Source organism: Paenibacillus sp. NMA1017 (assembly GCF_058895805.1).
Genome location: NZ_JBZXYR010000007.1, coordinates 30,629 through 52,018, shown reverse-complemented (window position 1 = coordinate 52,018; position 21,390 = coordinate 30,629). Strand labels below are relative to the sequence as shown.

Here is a 21,390-nt window from a genome sequence, read left to right as displayed (position 1 = left end):
GGCATACCAGCTATTTACTGACTGCAAGGTTTACAACCACAACGTGCAACCAAAACAAAGAACCTCCTTATTTACGCTGGACTTCATCATGCGTAAATAAGGAGGTTCTTTTATTTTGCAGAGTTTTTTGTCGCTACTCAACTTTTATTGCTTCAAGAAACCCTTCTGTTCCAAAAACGGCTTCAACTGCAAGCGTGCCGGCTCGGTCAGTCTTGTGGCCATTTGCTCAGACCATGGCGTAGAGCGTTGACCGCCCGTACGTTCCTTCAAATATTCGGCTGATGTGTGATCGTATACCTCTACAGCTTTCATCGTTTGATTTTTGTCGTAGCCGTTCATATGCAAAACACCGGACAGTGGTAGACGTGGACGCAAGCCCGTTTCCTGATCTGGTACGCCAATACACATACCGAACACTGGATATACCAATTCAGGCAATCCTAACAGCTCGGATACTTCTGCTATTTTAGTACGAATGCCCCCAATATAGACGATGCCCAGACCCAGTGATTCAGCGGCTACCGCTGCATTTTGTGCAGCTAACGCGGCATCAATAGTCGCAACCGTATAATTTTCGACGGACCCTTCGTAGGAAGGCTGGCCTGGCTGATGGTGGAGCGTGGCCTGCTTCAAACGATACAGGTCTGCGCACCATACCAGAAACGCGGGGCATTGCTCAACGTAAGCCTGCCCTCCTGCTAACTCGGCCAGTTTTGTTTTCAAAGAAGGCTCAGTGACGGCAATAACGGTATATGCCTGCACATTGCTGGACGAGGAAGCCATTTGGCCAGCTGCCACAATAGCTGCGAGCTGCTCGTCGGTAACGGCGTCTGACTTGAATTTTCGCACAGACCGGTGATTCATCAACAAGGAAATCGTATCATTCATGACTGCTTCACTCCTAATCCATAATATAAGCTCTTTATCTACTTCAAGCTTGTGAGTATACGAAGAAGTTCTTGCATGGCACTCCTACAAATATTATGAAACTTTCACGAATGATAAGCAACCTGACGTGATGAAGGTTAACAGTATGGTTTAAAAAACCAAACACAACAAAAAGCAAGCACGCAGAAAACCAATTGTGCGTACTTGCTCTATACTCTGATAATAACTTTATCTCGCAACAGATGTCCGACAGCACGCTATCCTGCTGATACATCCATACATTTACAGCTTCACCCGTTGGAGACGCAGTGCATTCAGCACAACCGAAACAGAGCTAAATGCCATGGCTGCTCCCGCCAACCATGGGGCAAGGAAGCCCAAAGCGGCAATTGGAATACCGATCACGTTATAACCGAGCGCCCAAAACAGATTTTGCCGTATGTTTGTCATAGTCCGGCGGCTCATTTCGATCGCATCAGGAATGCTGTTCAGGTTGCCGCGCATGAGGGTAATATCCGCCGCCTCCATGGCCACATCCGTTCCCGTGCCCATCGCCATCCCAATATTAGCAGTAGCCAGCGCAGGCGCATCGTTAATACCATCCCCAACCATAGCTACGATCATGCCCTGCTCCTGAAGCCGTTTCACTTCTTCAGCCTTTCCTTCAGGCAGCACCTCCGCCAGCACTCGTTCAATTCCAGCCTCGGCGGCAACAGCCCGCGCAGTCCGTTCATTGTCACCCGTAATCATGATGACTTCAATGTTCATCGCCCGCAGACGGGCAACGGCCTCCCGTGACGTTTCTTTAATCGTGTCCGCTACGGCCACCAGTCCGGCATAGGAACCGTCCACAGCGACCAGCATCGCGGTTTTCCCTGCGTTTTCCAGCTCATTCATAGACTGCTCGGCTGAGTCATCTATTGCGATGCCTTCCCTGCTCATCAATCGGCGTGTACCCGCCAATACCTGCTTACCTTCCACATGCGCCTTCACACCATAACCCGGAATATTTTCAAAATCTGTCGGTCCTACCAGCTCAATTCCTCGATCTGCAATCCCCTTTACAATGGCTTCCGCCAGCGGATGCTCTGAGCTTTTTTCTGCTGCACCGAGCAACCGCAGCAAATCGTTTTCAGCCAAGCCGCTTGCACCAACCATAACATCCGTCAGCTCTGGCTTGCCGTTCGTAACTGTTCCTGTCTTATCCAATACCACTGCGTTGACTGAACGGGTCATTTCCAAATGCTCGCCGCCCTTGAACAAAATACCGTATTCAGCGGCACGTCCCGATCCTGCCATAATGGACGTTGGAGTAGCCAATCCAAGCGCACAAGGACAAGCTATGACGAGAACTGCAATCATTTTCTCCAGTGAGCCTGCAAAATCAGTCGGCGTCACAAGGAAAAACCATACGATAAAGGCCAACACAGCAATAGCAACAACAATGGGGACAAAAATACCGGAAATCTGATCCGCAATCCGCTGAATTGGAGCCTTGGAGTTTTGGGCATCTTCCACGACCTTAATAATACGGGACAACGCCGTATCACCACCCACACGCTCGGCCTGGATACGTAGTACCCCGTTTTTATTGAGCGTCGCCCCTGTAACTGCGGAACCGGCCTCTTTTTCAACCGGAAGACTCTCACCACTTAACATGGATTCGTCCACTGCGGAACGTCCGTCCACGACCACACCATCGACAGGAATTTTCTCGCCGGGTCGTACAATAAAGATATCCTTCACACGTACCTGTTCGATCGGTATATCAAGCTCTTGTCCATCACGTACTACACGTGCCGTCGTCGCCTGTAGACTCATCAGGCTCTTGATCGCCTCGGACGAACGCCCTTTAGCTACTGCTTCAAACCATTTACCAACCAAAATAAGCGTAATGAGCACCGCGCTTGTCTCGTAATACAGCTCTGGCATGGTCATGACAGGCATCCCCGCCATTCCCTCCATGACATCAGACGGACGCAGAGTAAGGTACAAGCTGTAAAAATAAGCCGCAGACGTACCCAGTGCAACTAACACATCCATATTCGAACTCCCGTTGCGAAGCGCTTTGTACGCACCCACATAAAACTGCCAACCAATGACGAACTGAATCGGCGTTGTCAGCACTAGTTGGAACCATGGATTCAAGAACAATTCTGGCACATAAATCCATGACGTAAAGGAAAAGTGAGCCACCATCGCCCACAACAACGGAAACGACAGCACTGCGGACACAATCCACTTCCATTTTTTACGATGGATATCCTTACTGCGCACATCCGCGATATTGTCCTCAGCGCTCTGCGGGATCGCTCCGTAGCCCAGCTGTTCAATCTTGCTCACCAGATCACCAACCGCAATACTCCCCGCGGCATATTCCACATGAGCTGTTTCCATCGCCAAATTTACCGTGGCACCTGTTACACCCGGCATCCGATTCAATCCCTTTTCAATCCGGGTTGCACAGGCCGCGCAAGTCATGCCCGTCACGTTCAGATTGGCTTCTTCACTTACAGTTCCAAACCCAAGAGAAGCAATTTTATCGCGGAACTCAGGGATCTCCACCTGCTTGGGATCATAGGATATTGACGCCTGCTCCAAAGCCAAATTCACATTAGCCTGTGCCACACCATCTATTCGATTTAAACCTTTCTCAATACGGCTTGCGCAGGCGGCGCAGGACATCCCCGTAATGTGAAGCGTTGTCTGCTTGTCACCGTCGGTCGCACGGTTTTCCATGGTAACCCTCCTCTTATACCCCAGTGGGGTATATCATATCCAAAAAGAAAAAGCTTCTAATATGGAAGCTTCTCCTTTGAAACAAGTCTTTTCACACATAAAGCATCTTCAGCTTAAACAACATCATAGCCCTGGTCTTCAATGGCTGTTTTCAGAGCTTCAACATTCAGCTTGGACTCGTCATATTCTACATTCACTTGTTTCGTTTCAAGGCTGACCTTGCCGGTAGCGCCAACTTTCTCCAAAGCTCCTTCTACTGCCTTCACGCAATGATTGCAGCTCATGCCTTCTACGTTCAATGTAACTTGTGCCATTTTCTTTTCCTCCCCAGGGGTACTTCCGTACCCATAATGTGTATGAATACTACTCTTAACGGATTAGCTTTTTGACCGTAACCAGCAGCTCGTCAATCACTTCCTGTTCTCCTGCCTGCATGCGCTCAATGACACAGCTTTTCATATGCCCTTCCAGCAGCAGCTTACCGACACCATTCAGCGCGGACTGGACAGCCGCAATCTGGTTCAGTACATCGTCACAGTAAGTGTCCTTCTCAATCAAGCCCTTAATTCCGCGAACCTGACCTTCAATACGGTTCAACCGGGATACGAGGCTGTTCTTGAATTCTGCCGAATGATGACTTTTTCTAACTGTCTTTTCCCCATCTGTTCCACAGTGATTCTCATGGGCTTCAGTGTGGGAAACAGGTTGCTCCTCAGCCATACATCAGCCTCCTGTGTGGTGTATATGCATTTATACATTTGTTATACCCCTATCATAATATACCCCCATGGGGTATGTCAACCTTCCAGAAAAATGTCACTTTCCCGCCCTATTTTATACTTTTGAGCGTGTTTCCTTAGCAAGTACGACAAAGCTTAATAGCGCGCCAATCTCGGCTATAGCTATAACGACCGCCATCGGTACGGGGGTTGTCCCACTCCCCAAACCTACTAGCGGTGAAGCAATGGAACCAAGCAATAGCGGCAACAAACCAAGCATGGCGGACGCACTGCCTGCGGAGCGCTGCTGACTCTGCATTGCCAATGAAGTCGTCGTTGTACTCACAATTCCTACGCAGGAAACGACAAAAAACAGAGGAACTAAAACAGCAAACAATTGGCCTCCGGTAAAGGCTACAGTAAGCAAGCTGATTCCGGCTACAGCCGCAATTACCAGACCCGACAAGAGTAACTGTCGTTCGCTGAAGCGACCCACGAGTCTACCCGTCAACTGCGAAAACAATACAATCCCCAAACCATTCACTGCAAAAATGATGCTATACGTCTGAGGAGAAACCCCGAAAATATCCTGAAGCACGAATGGTGAACCAGCGATATACGCGAACATCGCTCCTGTAATCAGCGCCTGTGAGAAGGCATAGCCCATAAAGCGTCGATCGGCAAACAAGTGACCGAGTGTTCCTAGCGTCTGCTTCAAGCCACCGGATGAGCGGCGGTTCGTTGGCAACGTTTCTGGCAAACCCAAGACGACGGCAATCAGCATAGCCACGCCGACTACACAAAGCACCATAAATACACCACGCCAAGAAACAAAGTTCAAAATAACACCGCCCAGTACTGGTGCAGCAATGGGGGCCACGCCGTTCACCAGCATAAGTAGTGAGAAAAAGCGTGTCAACTCTTTACCCGAGTAAAGATCACGGGCTACAGCTCTGGAAATCACGATCCCCGCCGATCCTGTAAGCCCTTGAATAAAGCGAAGTGCAATGAGCATACCGATATTCGGCGCAAACACGCATAACAGCGAAGCAGCAGCGTACAGAATGAGCGAGATCACCAGAGGTCCTCTGCGACCCCTTACGTCGCTAAGTGGACCAGCAACGATCTGACCAACGGCCAGTCCCAACAGACAGGCGGTTAAACTAAGCTGCGCCAGCGAAGTGGTCGTATGCAAATTGTCCGCTAATGTCGGCAACGATGGCAAATACATATCTATGGACAACGGCCCGAAAGCACTCAATGCACCCAGGACAAAGGCGATCCATAATATTCGCGATTTGGTCATATCTGCGGCAACCATAACAGTATTGGATAACCGGTTCATAATAATAATCATCCTTTTCACAAAAATATAAATAATTACTTCAATATATCATGATATCACTCATTTCGTCTGGCTTCGAATAATTACACGCTAATCCGCAATTTTTTTTCAAAACTACTATATATCAGGCAGGAATTTACCAATTTCAGGTCGAATTATACGGTAACCAAAACAAAAAATTTGTGGAATCTGGAGAATGATAATGGTCTATGATGGAGTGCTACTGGGTCTCATTGTAGGTCTGTTCAGAGGAGGCTGGCGGCAAGGTCTGATCCGTTTCAGTCAAATTCGCCTTATAGCTGGCTGGATGTTCCCCGTGCTGCTGCTGGTACAATTTATTATTTTTTATTTCCAGGAAAAGTGGGCTTGGCTGGCAGCCATTAACGGGTATCTATTTATGGGAGTCTACGTGGTTGGATTGATATTTCTCTGGTTGAACAGACACCATAAGGGATTCAAGCTTATTCTAATCGGCGTATTGATGAATTTTATCGTCATGGCGGTGAATGGTGGCCGGATGCCGGTCTCATTGAGCGCTTCGGAGGTGCTGGGTCCCTATTATACAGATATGCTTAAATCCGGAAGTGTCATCTCGAAACATTACATGATGGATGCGAGCACGCGTCTATCATTGCTTGGTGACATTATTCCTCTCTCCAAGCCATATCCCCGCACGCAGGTAATTAGTATTGGAGATGTTGTCATGAACTTCGGGATGTTCCTGTTTATCCAAAGCATTATGGTCGTGAAAAGAACCAAGGATAAACAGCAAGAAACCAATCCCCGCCACGCCTAGTGCGTACCTTATTCCAAGGAAGGGAGGGAACCCTATGAAAAACTTGAAATACTCCCGTGTGATTATCAATGCTATTATCGTAGCTTCTGTCATAATTGCTTTGACTTCCGGTTACAAAATCGGGGGCTAGTCACCGATAAGAAAAAAAGGAAGCACAGGCTCAACAAAACAGGCTGGATTCCGGCCTGTTTTTTCATGTGAAATTTTCGATTACAAAATTGTAAATTATCCCATTCACCCCTGGTAGCTTTGACATCAAGATACGACAAGGCAGGAGAAGAAATGATGAGTATAATAAAACAGCTGCAAGAACGGGTTACCGCGACGGGAATATATGTGTTTTTCATATGTTTGGCAGGCGTGATCGTCCTCCTGTATACGAACCAATGGTCCTTTTTGCACTATACGACAACAGAGTGGGTCACGATCTATTCCCTATTGGGGGCAGTTCTGATTCTGGAGCATTTTACATTCCAGCTACCACCGGCCAGCAACAAGCAGTCCATGGATTCCTCCGTGTATCTGGCTTGTATTTTTGTGCATGGCACCGAAATTGCTATTCTGATTTTGCTGTTAAATGTAATCATTGCCATGTTCCGGCACACAGAGCTATCCTGGTGGAAGCATACTGTCAATTTTTCCATTTACGCCCTTTCCATTTTCCTGTCTTCAACAGTATTTGAGCTAAGCGGCGGAACGCAGGGAGCTTTAAACCAAGATCATTTTGCTTCCTACCTACTGGCGTTGATTTGCTACTTTGCGGTGAACACAATCACACTGGGCATCTACTTTTATATCGCATACAAAGGGTCCTTCAATGAGCTTAAACAGGCTTTTTTGGCTGAATCCCTGCTCGTATACTTATGTACACTCATTCTGTCTTTGGTATTGACTACATTGATTTATAACAACGGTATTTTAGGACTTTTGCTGTTTCTTGGGCTAAGCATGCTTCTGTCTCACGCATTCAAGCAAATGTTCACGCTGTATCGGGAAATCGAAGAAAAAGCGAACATGGATCGCAGAACAGGGCTATACAATCACAGCTACTTTGAAAATACACTTGAAGCTGAATTAAATATATCCAGATCGGAAAATACCCCTCTCAGTCTGGCGCTGATTGATATTGATGATTTCAAAAAATACAATGATCATTTCGGTCACCTCAAAGGCGATCAGCTACTGGGATTTCTCGGTGAGTTTCTTAAAAAGGAAACCTCCGGCACCCACATCACCGTATCCCGCTATGGTGGAGAAGAATTCACCCTGCTTATGCCCGATCATACCGCCGAACAAGCATATGAAATAGTCAATGCTATTCGAAAAAGATTGAATGATTCTCGTTACGAGGGTGTTGAAATTTTTCCGCACGGCTGTCTGTCCTTCTCGGCAGGCATTGCACAAAGTCGCATTGACATCTACGACAAATCACAGTTGGTCGATCTGGCGGATAAAGCCCTGTACTACGCCAAGAAACAGGGCAAAAACATCGTTCATATGCACGGAAGCTTAAACGATGTGGAGCGCGAGGTCGATCTGGGACAGGATATTCGTGATCTTGAGCAGCAGCTTAATTTGTTCTTGTACAAGGATATTAACACTTTCAAGCATTCCAAACGGGTATTCAGATATGCAGCAGACATGAGCGATGTGCTTCAGCTCGGACCGGAGGATAAGCGGTGTTTCATACTAGGTGCCCTCATTCATGACATTGGTAAACTGGAGATTCCCTGGAATATCCTCAACAAAAAAGAGAAGCTGTCCGGTGAGGAATGGCAGATGGTGCAAGCGCATGTCATGTGGGGCAAACGAATTGTCGAAGCCAACGAACGATTCATAGATTTGGTTCCTTTTGTGGAGCTGCATCATGAACGTTATGACGGAGGAGGTTATCCGTTTGGCTTTAAGGGCGAGCAAATTCCACGTTTATGTCGGATGCTGACGATCATCGACTCTTTTGATGCGATGACAACTGAGCGCCCCTATCAACCCACCAAAACGTTCGAGGAGGCCATTGAAGAACTACGTGCTTGCTCGGGTAGCCAATTCGATCCCAAACTAACGGCTACTTTTATCCATTATATTCAACAAAAGCAACCTGCTTTCACGGATCTCATGGAAACAGGGCTCTAATTCCTTCATAGGCTCTTCCTCTTTCCCCCTAGTGTCGTTGAAATCGTCCTGAATTCAACCACACTAGGGGTTTTCATATGATTGGCATTTTGTATAATGCTTATTATTTCAAATTTCATATAAATGTCATAATTCGCTCCATCTATTCACGCTATATGCACTATGATTAAGATAGGAATGGGTTTGTCCGTATAAAATACTACAAATGGGGATATCCTCGCTTCAAGTAATCGAGAGAAGGTGACTTCACAGGCATGTTGTACCTGTCCAGACCAGCCCGTGTGGCTTGTCTTTTATTGCTGTGTCTCCCCCTTCTGATCCTGTTTCCTCACTCTTCATGGGCTCATGCATTTGTCATTGAATCCAGTCCGACCGAAAATCAGGTTTTGGACAAGTCGCCTTCTCAGGTGACCATCACCTTCAATGAAGATTTGCAATCTGCCTTCATGTCGATCAAAGTGACCGATGAAACAGGCAAGCGGGTCGACACAGGAAAAGCACAGCTTGACCCGAATCACAAAGCCACCATGGAAATCCAATTGATTCCAGGGGTGAAAAATGGAATTTACTCCGTCAATTGGAGAGCTTTATCCGCAGACGGACATCCGGTTAACGGAGTCATTCCATTTCAAGTAGGCAGCAGTTCCAATTCGCCTACTCATCAAGCTGCCGCATCTGAAGGCTCAGGGACATCACGAATCGACTTAATCGCTGTCCGTTGGTTTCTTTACATAGGACTATCGCTGCTTTTTGGAGCGATTTGTTTCCGGCTGTTCATATTACCGAGCATAAGCCAAGACAAGAATCGAAGTGAACAGCATAAGCAAAATCAGCGGCCCTTTGAAATATTGCCCCGCTGGACTAAGCTGCTATGGAGCGGCTACGGCATAACGTCTGCCGCCATTCTGATCAGCCTGCCACTTCAGGCTTCATGGGATGCCGGGGTTCCCATCAGGGAGGGTTTCTCACTCCCGATTCTGGGAGAAGCTCTCCAGTTTACTGGAGCCGGGCAAATTTGGTTTATCCAGATGATTCTCGTGCTGCTCCTGAGCGTAACGCTAATTTACGCGCTGGATTACAGCATTTCGAATCGTCAGCGCCGTCTTTGGGGCTACAGCTCAGCTCTCTTAACGCTATGCCTCATGCTGTCCAAAGCCTTTGTCGGTCATCCGGCAGCGGCTACCCATCCGGCTCCGGCCATTGCGGCGGACTTTGTCCATCTCGCGGCAGCAGCCTTTTGGATCGGCTCACTTGCCGTCATGGTCGTGTGCCTGCCTGTTGCCGGAGCAGAGTTGCCCGTATCCGAGCGGGCAACTCTGCGACAAGCCGCCCTGCGCCGCTTTGCTGGCTGGGGCATTGCTATGGTGGCGGCGCTAATCGCCACCGGTATATATGGAGCCGTGCTGTACATTCCGGCTCCCTCCATGCTGCTGAACACGTCCTATGGACTCGTTCTGCTCGGGAAGGCAGCGCTGCTGCTAGTCATGCTGGCCTTCGCGGCCAGCCAGTTCCGCAGCGCACGGCAAGCTACGGCGAGCAAGCGAGCCGCTGGGGGATTGCGTGCCGAGGTGTCCGTCGGCCTGCTCGTAATGCTGTTGACTGCGGTGCTCACTCACCTGTCACCCGGCCAGGCACCTGCTGTACCGTTTGAGGAGACTCGCACTACGGGCGAATATAACGTTACCCTGGCAGTCAGCCCCAATGCTGTGGGCAGCAATGAATTTAAGGTATCCGTTCAGGATAGCAAGGGTGCTGTCGTTTCAGGAATCCAGCAGGTTACATTAACGCTCACTCCAGCAGACCCTGACCAAGATCAACAGGAATTTGTTCTACCCGTGAAGCAGCAACAGCCATTCCGCAGTCAGGAATTGATGACCTCCGAAGGAACATGGGCGGTAAAAGTACATGCTCTGACGGCTTCACTCGATGCGGTTGATGCTGAATTCACCCTGCATGTAGGCGGTAAAAAATAATTATTTTATACTTAAAAGGAGCGAAATGAATATGAATACAACGATTCAAACAGCAAAATCCAGATTTTCCAGGTTTGCGACCTCTGTGGGTCTAATTGCAGCTGGTGCCTTACTTTTTGCAGGTATGGCCAGTGCACATGTGACAGTCAAGCCTTCTGTTTCACAACCTAATGCGTGGGAAACGTACACATTGAAAGTACCCGTGGAAAAAAACATTCCAACCACCAAAGTCGCCTTGAAAATTCCGAAAGAGGTCGTTTTCAAACAATACGAGCCTGTACCTGACTGGAAGGTTGCCACCGAAAAAGACAGCTCTGGCAAAGTAACTACCGTAACCTGGACGACTGAAAAAGACGGCATTCAAGCGGGTCAGTATCAGCGTTTCAGCTTTGTAGCGCAAAATGCAGACCAGAATACCGCAGCAGCCTGGGACGCTTTCCAATATTACAGTGACGGAAGTATCGTGGAATGGACGGGCGACGAAGGAAGTAACAATCCTCATTCCATTACCGAAATCACGGCGGAAGCCACGTCCGCAACCCCTGCCGCAGACAGCGGACACGATTCAGCGGGTACGGCAGCAGGCCACGCGAGCACAGATACGACTAAAGATAGCGGCAGCACCGCACCTGCTTCGAACAATGCTGTAGAAGCTGCACCTGCCGCTTCTGCTCCTGCCAGCTCTACTGCACAAATGACAGCACTCGTCCTCTCGATCATTGCAGTCGTTCTTGGTGCCGCAGCTGTCGGCATTGCACTCAAGCGCCGCAAGTAATCTGGGTTACGTATAAAGTTAGAATCGTTTTAAAAAGGAAAAGCTGACACCTATTTAAAGGGGTCAGCTTTTTTTGTATGAAAGAAAACGATTAATCATTCAGCTTAAATACATACTCAGATTCATCTCATCCTATTATTTCACATTCACCTTTCTATCATTTTTTTGGTAAAATGGTAGAACCCTCACGATTCTAACATGATAGCATTGCAATCTATTGAGCATAGGAGATCATAGGATGAAAATCGTAAATAAGGCTCTGTTATCTAGTGCTATTTTTCTAAGTACCGCAGCGGGCATATACAGCCCCTTGGCACAAGCCGAGGCCAGCAAGATCAGCATTATGCTGGACGGATATCCATTACCGTTCCCTGTACAACCTGCCATGATGAACGGCACGACCATGGTTCCCTTTCGCGCGATTTCTGAAGCTCTTGGCATTACAGTGAAATGGGACCAAGCCAGCCAAAGCATTACTGCTACCAAAGCGCAAGGCACTGCTACCAAGCAGGTGGTTCTAAAGATGGGTAGCCGCAATGCCACAGTGGACGGACAAACGGTTCAACTAACAGCAGCTCCGCAAACCGTGCGCGGCAGCACGATGATTCCGCTGGGCTTTTTCGGGCAGCAGTTTGGAGCCACGGTGAACTGGAACCAGGGAACACGGACGGTCTCCATTACATCGCCTCGTGAAGCTATGTATACAGTAGGCTTCTATGCGCTGTCTTCCTTTGACCAAAAATCCAAAATACCGGATTTTAACGCAGTTGCCTTCGGCTGGAGTCGAATTGATACGAACGGACAATTTACGACAAACGGCAAAGAATACAAATGGCCTCAAGCCGCTGGAACCGTAACACCGGAGTCCATTGTACAGGAGGCAGACAGCCAGGGAACTTCTCCCTACCTGATGGTCTATTCCGGAGATGGCAATCACGAGCTGACCAAAGTTTTGGAAAATGCGCAGCTTCAAGAACAAACCATTTTCCAAATCGTCAGCACCGCCACCGACAAACAATTTAAAGGCATTACGCTAGACCTGGAAGGATTGGGCTGGAGCGGCGATAAAGCCAAAGCTCGTTCAGACTACAACGCCTTTATTAAAAAGCTATCAGCCAAAGCGCATCAGGCTGGGCTCAAGCTCACCGTCGTTCTGCATCCGCTGAACAGTTCTTACTCTGGCTATGACTACAAAACGCTGGGCAATCTGGCGGACGATCTGATCATCATGGCCTATGATTACGGACAAAAGGCTACACCTGAGCCTTTGGAAAAAGTGGATGAAGCCATCCAACTGGCTTTGAAGGAAACCTCGCGCGACAAGCTCATTTTGGGGATTTCCATGGGGAGCGAAAAAGACAGCACCGTTAACGCCAAGATCGGTTTAGCCAAACGTTATGACCTCAAAGGAATCGCTATCTGGCGCTTGGGCATCATTGGAGAAACGACCTGGGCGCAGATGAACGAAGCCATCGAGTTTAAATAAGTGTACATTTTATCCTAAGTAAATCTGGCCTTATTCCGCCCGCTAATGATTTCTTATGCGTCTTCTATGAAATCATCTGGCGGGCTTTTTTCATTCCCTTTAACAAAAGTGCTTGCCTGATTTGGAAGTGGTCGTCACAGGCTCGCAACTCTGTTCTCCATAGAAGATCCCCCAGTCTCTCATAAAATCCAGCAACGGCCTTAACGTATCTCCCAACGGGGTAAGCGAGTATTCCACACGCGGTGGATTCTCGTTATAAATTTCACGGTGCACAATGCCATCTCTCTCCAATTCACGCAACTGCAAGGTTAGCATCCGCTGTGTAATATTAGGCAAGGTCCGTCGAATTTCGTTATAGCGCCGCGGCCCTGTGGTCAAATGATACAAGATGACTCCCTTCCATTTGCCGCCTATAACCCCGACGGTTTTCGCTACCGGACATCCATAATTAACGCTAACCGCATGTTCCATCTCCTGTGCCATGTATACCCCTTCTTTCTGCAGAATGTGTAAACCAATAGCCCCAGACGTATGACAAGGAACAAATATGTGCGTACTTGTTCCCTGCAAAAACTTTATATATGATAACTATATATTCGATATCAGCTCTCATTATAGTAGCAGAAAACCCATAGAGTACCAACTAAATCCATACCCAAAGGAGAACATTTTATGTCCAATACATCAGCTAAAAAACAGGAAATTTTGGATGCCTTTCTGTTCAGACATGCTACGAAGGAATTCGATCCCAATCGCATCATACCGGAAGAGGATTTTCAGTTCATTCTTGAAACCGGACGACTTTCTCCGAGCTCCGTCGGTTTTGAACCATGGCAGTTTGTAGTGGTACAAAATCAGGCATTGAGAGAAAAGCTGGCTGCAGTTTCCAGCGGCGGTCAAAAGCAGATTCCTGCCGCTAGCCACGTCGTCCTGATTTTGGCGCGCAAGGATGTCCGTTATGATTCTCCTTACGTGGAGTATATGTATAAAGAGGTTAAAGGTATGTCTGAGGAAGACTTTGCCTCACTACCGGGTCGCTATAAGATTTTCCAGGGTGAAAATCAACGCCTGCTGGAAAATGAACGTACGTTATTTGACTGGGCTTCCAAGCAAACCTACATTGCCTTAGGCAATATGATGACAGCGGCGGCTCAGATCGGTATTGATTCCTGTCCAATTGAGGGCTTTAACTACGATCAGGTGCATGCCATTTTGGAGGAAGAAGGACTGCTGGAGAACGGACTGCTCGATATTTCGGTCATTGCTGCCTTCGGTTATCGTGCTCATGAACCCAAGCGGGAAAAATCCAGACAACCACTGGAAAAGGTCACACGCTGGATTCTGTAACCTGGTCCCATACCTTCCCAAACTCTGAACATTAAAACACGTAAAAAGCGGGCTTGCGGCACTTCATCTGAATGATGAACACACCGCAACCCGCCTTTTTTAGGTCACTTCAATCTCTATTAAAGTACCCTTGGAAGCCAGGTTATCCAGGCACTCCTTCATATACTCGTCGTCATGCTCCACATATGCACACGCGCCTGCCAGTTCCTCACCTAGCTCCGCGCCCCAAGGCTCGCACTGCTTACCGCGATACAATGGCTGTTCCCATAGTGGATCAACGTTGTACCCTCTGCTTTTCATTTCGTCCATAATGAGCCTATGATAGCGCACCAGCAGCATCGGATGATAGTCGAACACATAATTCACAGTGGCGTGTGGCTTGCCCCACCCATTCCCGCGCAGGGCACAGCACTCACGATGTTGCCCCAGCAGTTGCGGGCGGGGTAACTTGTCGATTAAATGTTCATGCCAAAGCCTCATGCTTCCACAACCCTATCTGTAGCTTTTTCTGGTCTATTGGATTAGCATACGGATACCTGTCAGCACAATGCCGATCAGGAAGCCTGTAACTGCGCCGTTAATACGTATCCACTGCAAATCCTGTCCCAATTTGTCCTCCATCAGTGCAATCAGGGATTTGTTATCCATTTTGTCTACATTTTCGCGCACCAAGTTACCAATCCGACTATGGTTGGCTTCCACCAGTCCAGTAATACCTTCCACAATTCGCACATTGATCTTGTCCAGCAGCTCGGTATTCCCTTTTAAATCAGCCAGCATCCGATCCAATAGCGGTAAAATATAGGTCTGCACATAGCTTCCGTCTTCCATGTAGTCCAATAAGCGTATACGCAGCTCTTCCATTTTGCCCAGCACTGACGCATCGCCTTCCCAGGCTTCAACAAGGCTATCCTTCCAGCCGTTCAATCCTTCCTGAACCGTATCTTTCGTCGCCAATCGGGTCACCTGTGTTCTCAGACCATCCAGCACGGCCTGACGGCGCGGGTGCTCTTCCCTTTGCAGTTCTGCTACCTGATCCAGCAGGAAATGACGAATCATTTCACCCATACGCTCTTCGTTCAGATAGCCGAGGAATGCGTTCAAAGCAAACTGCATCAGCCCGCTCACCTGCAAACCGCTGACAGCCTGCATCCCTAAGGTGCCCAGCGTATAGCCCGTTTCCGGTCGCAAAAGCCAGGACTCGGCTTGCTCCAGCGTGTAATCCAGTGCGCGGCGATCGTAGCCCTTCTCGCTGGTCTGACGAGCAAGCGCCTCCAGCAGCGGTCCGGCGTCAAAGTCAGTCACCTGCCGCTTGAGCTCTGCCACGATGACCGGAGCCAATTCCGCGAGCGGGAGCGACTGGACGAGCCGCTTGGCGAGAACATCTATGGATGCCGCCGCTTCTGGCGTCCGCAATCCTTTTTCCACACCGCCCAGCACCAGATCCGCCAAACGAATATCTGCAATTTTGGACGCGATGCTGTCTTTGTTTAGCAGGTTATTTTCCACCGTACTCACCAATGCATTTGTGAGCTTGTCCCTATTTTTAGGAAGCAGCGCGGTATGTGGTATCGGAATGCCTAGCGGATGACGGAACAAAGCAGTGACAGCGAACCAGTCCGCCAGTCCCCCTACAAGTCCTGCCTCAAAAGCTCCGGCTAACAAACGAGCCCAGCCATATTGCTGGAAGGGCAATGTGGCTGCAAAGCCTGCCCCTAGAATAACGAGCGACCAAGCCGCTGCGGTTTTCGTATTTTTGGATTTTCCCATCCTGTAATCCTCCAAACTGACTGTCGAGTAAGTAAAGCACTATACCTGTATTACCCATCATATCATTGCCCGTCTCATTTCCAAAGTTGAAAGCACTCTTGATGAAACGCGTAAGGCCACTTTTTGCGTAATTTTTTATGCATATATCTCTCTTTTTTACATTCATGTTCGTGAACTAAATCACAACACTGGGCCCAAAATCTCATTTTTAATAATAAGCCTTACGAACCATTTTATCAGAACCAAGTCCTAAATTTCTTAAACCGAAAGGAGAAGTGAAGGGAAAAGTTGAATGGGCATGTAAGATATCTTTTTCAGCACTAATTCTATCTTTGACCCCAGAAAGGATTTGAATCCATGATGACCTCAGAATTCTTTCAACAATATTCGACCTTTTATACGGATGATCAGGTTAGATGTCCATAAGAGCGAGGCTTCTATAAAACTTACAAACATAATTTGATATATAGACATATTTCATGTGATAAAATAAACTTTTATAAATAGGAAATCATGTTTAATCAGCCATTATATATTGGTTAAATCAAACCAAGATAAGCTAGATAAAATTGCTTCTTTGTAAAGGAATTGAATATGACAACAGACCAAAAAAACAACGAGGGCCTCTGGAACGGCGAACCTATCGTAATTGTGCGCACTCCCTCCGCTTTTGCCAAGCAATCCCTTTTATATATTCAGGAATTAGGGTACTTCCAAAAAACTTCTGCTTTTACGGTGGAAAGAAAAGAACTCACCTCTTTTTTGCTTGTTTTTACGTTGTCTGGTAAGGGAGAATTACTATACCGGGACAAGAAATATATTTTAAAGCCTCATGATTTGTTTTTTATTAATTGTGAGGAGTATGTGCAATATAGCACCTCCGGTCATGAAGCCTGGGAGTTTATCAGTTTATACCTGTACGGCAACCTGATCGGAAACTTTTACGAACAATTTGCCAAGCACAATAAACCGGTAATATCCATGCATAATCCGTATATTATATTGGACAAACTGCATGCTCTGATTTGTGGGCAGTCTGACAGAAGTCTTTCCGCTGAACTGCTAACGTCCAGGCTCATTGGTGAAATACTGATGTGCATCTTGCAGCATCCCTATGATCACCAGCATGTGAATGCTGAAACCCTCAGCGAAGTACGTCGGGTACAGCAATATTTGGATCAGTCCTACTGTGAGCGAATAACACTGGACTCGCTGGCAGACATGTTTGAATTAAACAAGTTTAATCTGGCTAAAAATTTCAAAAAACAGATCGGTTTCTCTCCGATTGATTATCTCATTAATGTCCGTATCACGGCCGCTCAAAGCTGGCTTAAAACCAGTGACATGTCCATTGTGGATATCGCAAGGTACGTAGGGATTCCCAATACGAGCCATTTTATTAACCTGTTCAAGGAGCATGTAGGAGAAACACCTCATTCCTTCCGCAAAAAGTGGGGAAACCGTTCCAAGCTGTAAATGAGAGGTTACATGAAATCAGTTTGATAGATGATAGACGCACAAGCTATTCAAGTTAATGGCAAAGCTGTCGAAAGGCAGTGACGCAAAACTATAGGGCCTTCCTATCCGGATGGCAGCCAGCTACCAGATGAACGAGCTTTTTATTATGCCCTTTTTTACATAGATCCATCACAAATTGCTATGCCTATCTCGAGGAAAGCCCTGATCGCTATGATCAGGGCTTTTTTTCTATTGGGATAGTCATGTCAGCCTAGCATGCTGAATATACTAATTTCGAACGAAGCATTACCATATTACGATGAATAGGAGAATCACTTGGAGCATGAGAACAAAAATAAATGTAATGATCATTGCCTTATTGCTCATTGTCCAAAGCTTTTTCAGCGCAACGCTGGCTTACGCAGATGCTCCAGCCCCAGAACAGCCGCAGAGTGCTGTATCCGATCCTACACATCCCGTTACGGATGCTGTATACGTCGTCCCAAACCTTGAACCCCCTAGGGAGATTCCTCCAAATACGGTCCCCTTCGTTCAGGGAGCAGCCCGTTCAAAGTCTCAACATGATGCCGCTCCGCAGAGCATACTAACGAAGTTGAGCCTGACCGACGAAGCAGGGCGTGTCATTGATGCGGTATATAGTCCCGGCAGCCAATTCGACATCGGATCAGCCATCCAACTAGGCTATGAATGGGAGCTTCCTGACAATACGTATAAGGCAGGGGACACCTTTACCTTTCACTTACCAGAACAGTTTGTCATCTACACTGATATCTCATCTCCGTTAGTCACTACTGACGGAACCGTGGGATACTTCACAGTAGATCGTCAGGGCAAGGTGATCATGACCTTTAACCCATATGTAGAGAATCATTCCAATGTCAGCGGCAAACTGCAAATCAAAACCGAGTTTACGAAAGAAACGGTGAAAGGCAGTACAGAGATCATCATTGCGATTCCAATCAAAGGCGGGGTGCAAACGGTCATCGTGAATGTAAAACCCCAGTCAGGGCCAACCCTAAGCAAACAAGGGAAAATAGCTGGAACAAACCAGATCGACTGGACCATTGATGTGAACAAACAGCTAAATACCATAAAGCAGGCCCTCATTACCGATCCAATTCCTTCAGGACTGGAACTCAGAAGAGACTCTATCCGGCTCTATCATCTCCAAGTCAATATCGACGGCTCGACCGTTGTTCGAGACCTAGTAAATGCGAGTGAATATGCCATTGAGGCAGATCAAGCCGGGACAGGGTTTGTGATTCATTTTCAAGACGATAGCATGAACACGGCCTACCAGATTCAATATTTCACGCGCATTACTGGCGACGAAAATCGTTTTTCCAACACAGCGACGCTTTCAGGAGATGCGATAGAGGACGTTGCTGCTACCGCGACTGTTCAGGTAGAACGTGGTGAATTTTTGTCCAAAAAGGTTGAAAAATATGATCACGCCACACAAACACTCTCGTGGGCCATAAGATATAACTTCGGCGAGACAAAAATCCCCGAAGCCAAAGCTCTTTTAATTGATCATTTCAACAAAACTCAAGAATTGCTGCCCGGTTCTTTGAAAGTATTTAAGGGAAACACACTGGAGGAACTCCCATCGTGGGCGTATACTGTCATCCCAGTTGATTATCCGGACCGCAACGGCTTCAAACTTCAATTCAAACTCGACGTAGATTCAGCCTATACCATCCGATACCAGACCCAAGCCAGAGGCCGTGTCTATGAAAATGAAAAAGTCACAAACATCATAACCTCAGATGGAATCCAGAAGATCGTATCGACGGAAATCATAAGCGGAGTTATGACTAAAATGTATGACACACCCAATTACAACACCAAAATCATACCTTGGGTGATTACCATCAACACAGACTTGTACACCATGAAAAATATTGTCATTCAGGATGTGTTTCCAAACGGGGGCTTGGCCTTGTTGCCAGACACCCTGAAAATTCAAAGTGTTGACGGAACAACGGAGCTACGTGCGCCCACGGATTATGAGCTGATTCCGCTATCACAGGACTATAAACAAGGATTTACGCTCACTTTTCATAAAACCATTCAGAAAGCTTATACGATCAAGTATTCAACCACCTATAATAATGACTGGAAAACGGATACGACGAAGCCTGAGTTTCGTAATAAATCCATTATAGAATACCAGTTTGAAAACGGAGAAACATCATCGCATGCCGTGGAGTGCCCGATCTGGCCGGACTTTATGACCCAACGAAACGGTGCCAAGCAAGGAAGCTATAATGCGACCTCCAAGCTCATTACCTGGGACATTAAAGCTAACTACAATCGCAAGATCCTAAAGCACGCGGAAGTGAGAGACCCCTTGTTGCAAGGTCAGAAGTTACTGCCCGGCTCCGTAAAGGTATACGATATGACCTTGCTGGGATGGTGGGATGGCGTACAAAAAGGGGCTGAAATCCCGGCAGATCAATACACCATTATTCCTCCTTCCGAGCAAAATGGGAATGAATTGCGTATCCAGTTCAAGGAGCAGATACAGACTCCCTACTGGATTACCTTTCAAACTTCATTGGAAGGAGAACTGATTGAAAAGGAAATTCATAATCAAGCCCTTCTACTGGATGGACAAAAAACAGTCTCCGAATGGGCAGCGCAAGTCACGGTACCTCATGGCGGAGAATATGTATCTAAAGTCGGTACACAAAATGGAAATAAGATCGACTGGAGCATCCGCATCAATAAAGGACAGTCACATGTATCCAACGCTAAAATTATAGATCAGCCTAGCAGCAATCAAATCTTAATTGAGGATTCCTTTCATTTGTACTCTACAATCATCGCTGCCAACGGAAATACCACCAAGGGCACCGAGTTGATTAGAAACCAAGATTACAGGCTGTATATCAAAACAGACGCTCAAGGCCAGCAAACGTTTGAACTTACTTTTGCCAAGGATATTTCCACTGCCTTTATACTTGAATACCAGTCATTCATTCATGCTGAGGACAAAGCCAAAGTGAGTAATAAGGTTGCCTTTGAGGGGGATCGCTTGACGACAGAGATGCGGGAAACCAGCCAGGAAATCATCGTACGAACGTCTTCCGGCTCCGGTTCCGGCGGGGGTGTGACCGAAAGTCTTGAGCTGACCAAGGTAGATCAGGATATGCCTGACAAGGTACTGCCTGGCGCACAGTTTGCGCTCTATGATAAAGGTCAAAAAAGAGCCCCTCTCATTCAGACCACCAATCAGGAAGGCAAAATCATCTTTTCCTCCTTGCTTCATGACGATTACATCTTGGAGGAATTGGCAGCACCGGAAGGCTATAAAATCACCGAGGGCAAGCTCGAGATTAAAATAGACGCAACACTGCGACAAAGCTCTGGTGTAAAAAGGGTTGTGATCACCAATCGTAAAGAAAAGAAAAACGAACCAGGAACGCCTACTCATCCAAACCCTTCACCCCCGTCCGGAGGCTCAGGTAAAAAACATGACAAAGATCCGGAAATACCCGATACGCCGTCTATAATCGTTCCTCCGTCATTGCCAAAGTCTCCGGAGGACATAGTCCCTCCACAGGAGGAACCTGCGCCTATACCGCCGGAGCCGGAGCCGCCAGCCGTCATGCCTCATCAAGATCCTCCTCCGGTGGAGTCGAAGGACGATCCCGAACCCAAAATCCGTGTCAAGGTTCCGGGGAAAGAGCCAGAAGAGCCAGAGGATACACCTGCGGTACATCAATTGCCCCAAACAGGTGAAAGCAGCCCCGTTCCGTTCTATTTGACAGGCATAGCGATGGTTATATGGGGTGTATTTTTGAAATTCAGACGGACAAACCAAAAATAAAATTGAATCACCTGCCCTGATCTCCCGGCCATTCCATCCCGATTGGAATGAGTCGGGAATGGGGCATTTTTTTAAAAAATATGTATAACCCGTACATTGCTTAGG

16 protein-coding genes and 1 riboswitch are annotated in these 21,390 nt (G+C 47.3%); of the genes, 8 read left to right on the top strand and 8 right to left on the bottom strand.

The window, feature by feature from the left end:
• Positions 1–144 precede the first annotated feature (144 nt).
• The 5 genes from nfsA to AC5ELV_RS17425 form a co-directional block, all read right to left on the bottom strand.
• Complete coding sequence (nfsA, locus tag AC5ELV_RS17445) at positions 145–888, bottom strand: oxygen-insensitive NADPH nitroreductase (RefSeq protein ID WP_493431175.1); 744 nt, start codon at positions 886–888, stop codon at positions 145–147.
• A gap of 282 nt (positions 889–1,170) precedes the next feature.
• On the bottom strand, positions 1,171–3,627 hold the full coding sequence (locus tag AC5ELV_RS17440; protein WP_493431174.1) for a heavy metal translocating P-type ATPase: 2,457 nt from the start codon (positions 3,625–3,627) through the stop codon (positions 1,171–1,173).
• Positions 3,628–3,740: 113 nt separating this feature from the next.
• Positions 3,741–3,941, bottom strand: coding sequence for a copper ion binding protein (locus AC5ELV_RS17435; protein ID WP_013308457.1), 201 nt, complete (start codon positions 3,939–3,941; stop codon positions 3,741–3,743).
• A gap of 55 nt (positions 3,942–3,996) precedes the next feature.
• Positions 3,997–4,347 (bottom strand): metal-sensitive transcriptional regulator, encoded by a 351-nt coding sequence (locus tag AC5ELV_RS17430; protein WP_328801548.1) that lies wholly within the window; start codon positions 4,345–4,347, stop codon positions 3,997–3,999.
• A 114-nt stretch (positions 4,348–4,461) separates the two neighbouring features.
• Entirely contained in the window at positions 4,462–5,691 is a 1,230-nt protein-coding gene (locus tag AC5ELV_RS17425) for a multidrug effflux MFS transporter (protein WP_493431173.1), read from the bottom strand.
• 202 nt (positions 5,692–5,893) lie between these two features.
• Here AC5ELV_RS17425 and AC5ELV_RS17420 point away from each other — a divergent pair, with 202 nt between their 5' ends.
• The 5 genes from AC5ELV_RS17420 (at position 5,894) to AC5ELV_RS17400 (ending at position 12,854) form a co-directional block, all read left to right on the top strand.
• Positions 5,894–6,487 carry a DUF5317 domain-containing protein gene (locus AC5ELV_RS17420; RefSeq protein WP_493431172.1) on the top strand — a complete coding sequence of 198 codons (594 nt, stop codon included), beginning with the start codon at positions 5,894–5,896 and terminating at the stop codon, positions 6,485–6,487.
• Positions 6,488–6,769: 282 nt separating this feature from the next.
• Positions 6,770–8,620 carry a bifunctional diguanylate cyclase/phosphohydrolase gene (locus AC5ELV_RS17415; RefSeq protein ID WP_493431171.1) on the top strand — a complete coding sequence of 617 codons (1,851 nt, stop codon included), beginning with the start codon at positions 6,770–6,772 and terminating at the stop codon, positions 8,618–8,620.
• Between the two features lie 254 nt (positions 8,621–8,874).
• A complete protein-coding gene (locus AC5ELV_RS17410) occupies positions 8,875–10,593 on the top strand; it encodes a copper resistance CopC/CopD family protein (RefSeq protein ID WP_493431170.1) in 1,719 nt (572 codons plus the stop codon).
• Positions 10,594–10,624: 31 nt separating this feature from the next.
• Positions 10,625–11,368, top strand: a complete 744-nt coding sequence (locus AC5ELV_RS17405; protein ID WP_493431169.1) for a YcnI family copper-binding membrane protein — start codon at positions 10,625–10,627, stop codon at positions 11,366–11,368.
• A 238-nt stretch (positions 11,369–11,606) separates the two neighbouring features.
• The gene (locus AC5ELV_RS17400) at positions 11,607–12,854 is read left to right on the top strand and encodes a stalk domain-containing protein (protein WP_493431168.1); all 1,248 of its coding nucleotides are present in this window, start codon (positions 11,607–11,609) and stop codon (positions 12,852–12,854) included.
• 99 nt (positions 12,855–12,953) lie between these two features.
• Here AC5ELV_RS17400 and AC5ELV_RS17395 read toward each other — a convergent pair whose 3' ends face one another.
• Entirely contained in the window at positions 12,954–13,337 is a 384-nt protein-coding gene (locus tag AC5ELV_RS17395) for a winged helix-turn-helix transcriptional regulator (protein ID WP_493431167.1), read from the bottom strand.
• 189 nt (positions 13,338–13,526) lie between these two features.
• Here AC5ELV_RS17395 and AC5ELV_RS17390 point away from each other — a divergent pair, with 189 nt between their 5' ends.
• A complete protein-coding gene (locus tag AC5ELV_RS17390; RefSeq protein ID WP_028541224.1) occupies positions 13,527–14,201 on the top strand; it encodes an NAD(P)H-dependent oxidoreductase in 675 nt (224 codons plus the stop codon).
• A 99-nt stretch (positions 14,202–14,300) separates the two neighbouring features.
• On the opposite strand, the gene AC5ELV_RS17385 is transcribed toward AC5ELV_RS17390, so the two are convergent.
• Both AC5ELV_RS17385 and AC5ELV_RS17380 read right to left on the bottom strand, forming a co-directional pair.
• Complete coding sequence (locus AC5ELV_RS17385) at positions 14,301–14,681, bottom strand: TIGR02328 family protein (RefSeq protein ID WP_493431166.1); 381 nt, start codon at positions 14,679–14,681, stop codon at positions 14,301–14,303.
• A gap of 33 nt (positions 14,682–14,714) precedes the next feature.
• Positions 14,715–15,971 (bottom strand): DUF445 domain-containing protein, encoded by a 1,257-nt coding sequence (locus tag AC5ELV_RS17380; RefSeq protein ID WP_493431165.1) that lies wholly within the window; start codon positions 15,969–15,971, stop codon positions 14,715–14,717.
• Between the two features lie 594 nt (positions 15,972–16,565).
• Here AC5ELV_RS17380 and AC5ELV_RS17375 point away from each other — a divergent pair.
• Positions 16,566–17,447, top strand: a complete 882-nt coding sequence (locus AC5ELV_RS17375; RefSeq protein ID WP_493431164.1) for an AraC family transcriptional regulator — start codon at positions 16,566–16,568, stop codon at positions 17,445–17,447.
• A gap of 50 nt (positions 17,448–17,497) precedes the next feature.
• A riboswitch (cyclic di-GMP riboswitch) is annotated at positions 17,498–17,578 on the top strand.
• A 194-nt stretch (positions 17,579–17,772) separates the two neighbouring features.
• Positions 17,773–21,285, top strand: a complete 3,513-nt coding sequence (locus tag AC5ELV_RS17370; protein WP_493431163.1) for a collagen binding domain-containing protein — start codon at positions 17,773–17,775, stop codon at positions 21,283–21,285.
• The last annotated feature ends 105 nt before the right edge of the window (positions 21,286–21,390 follow it).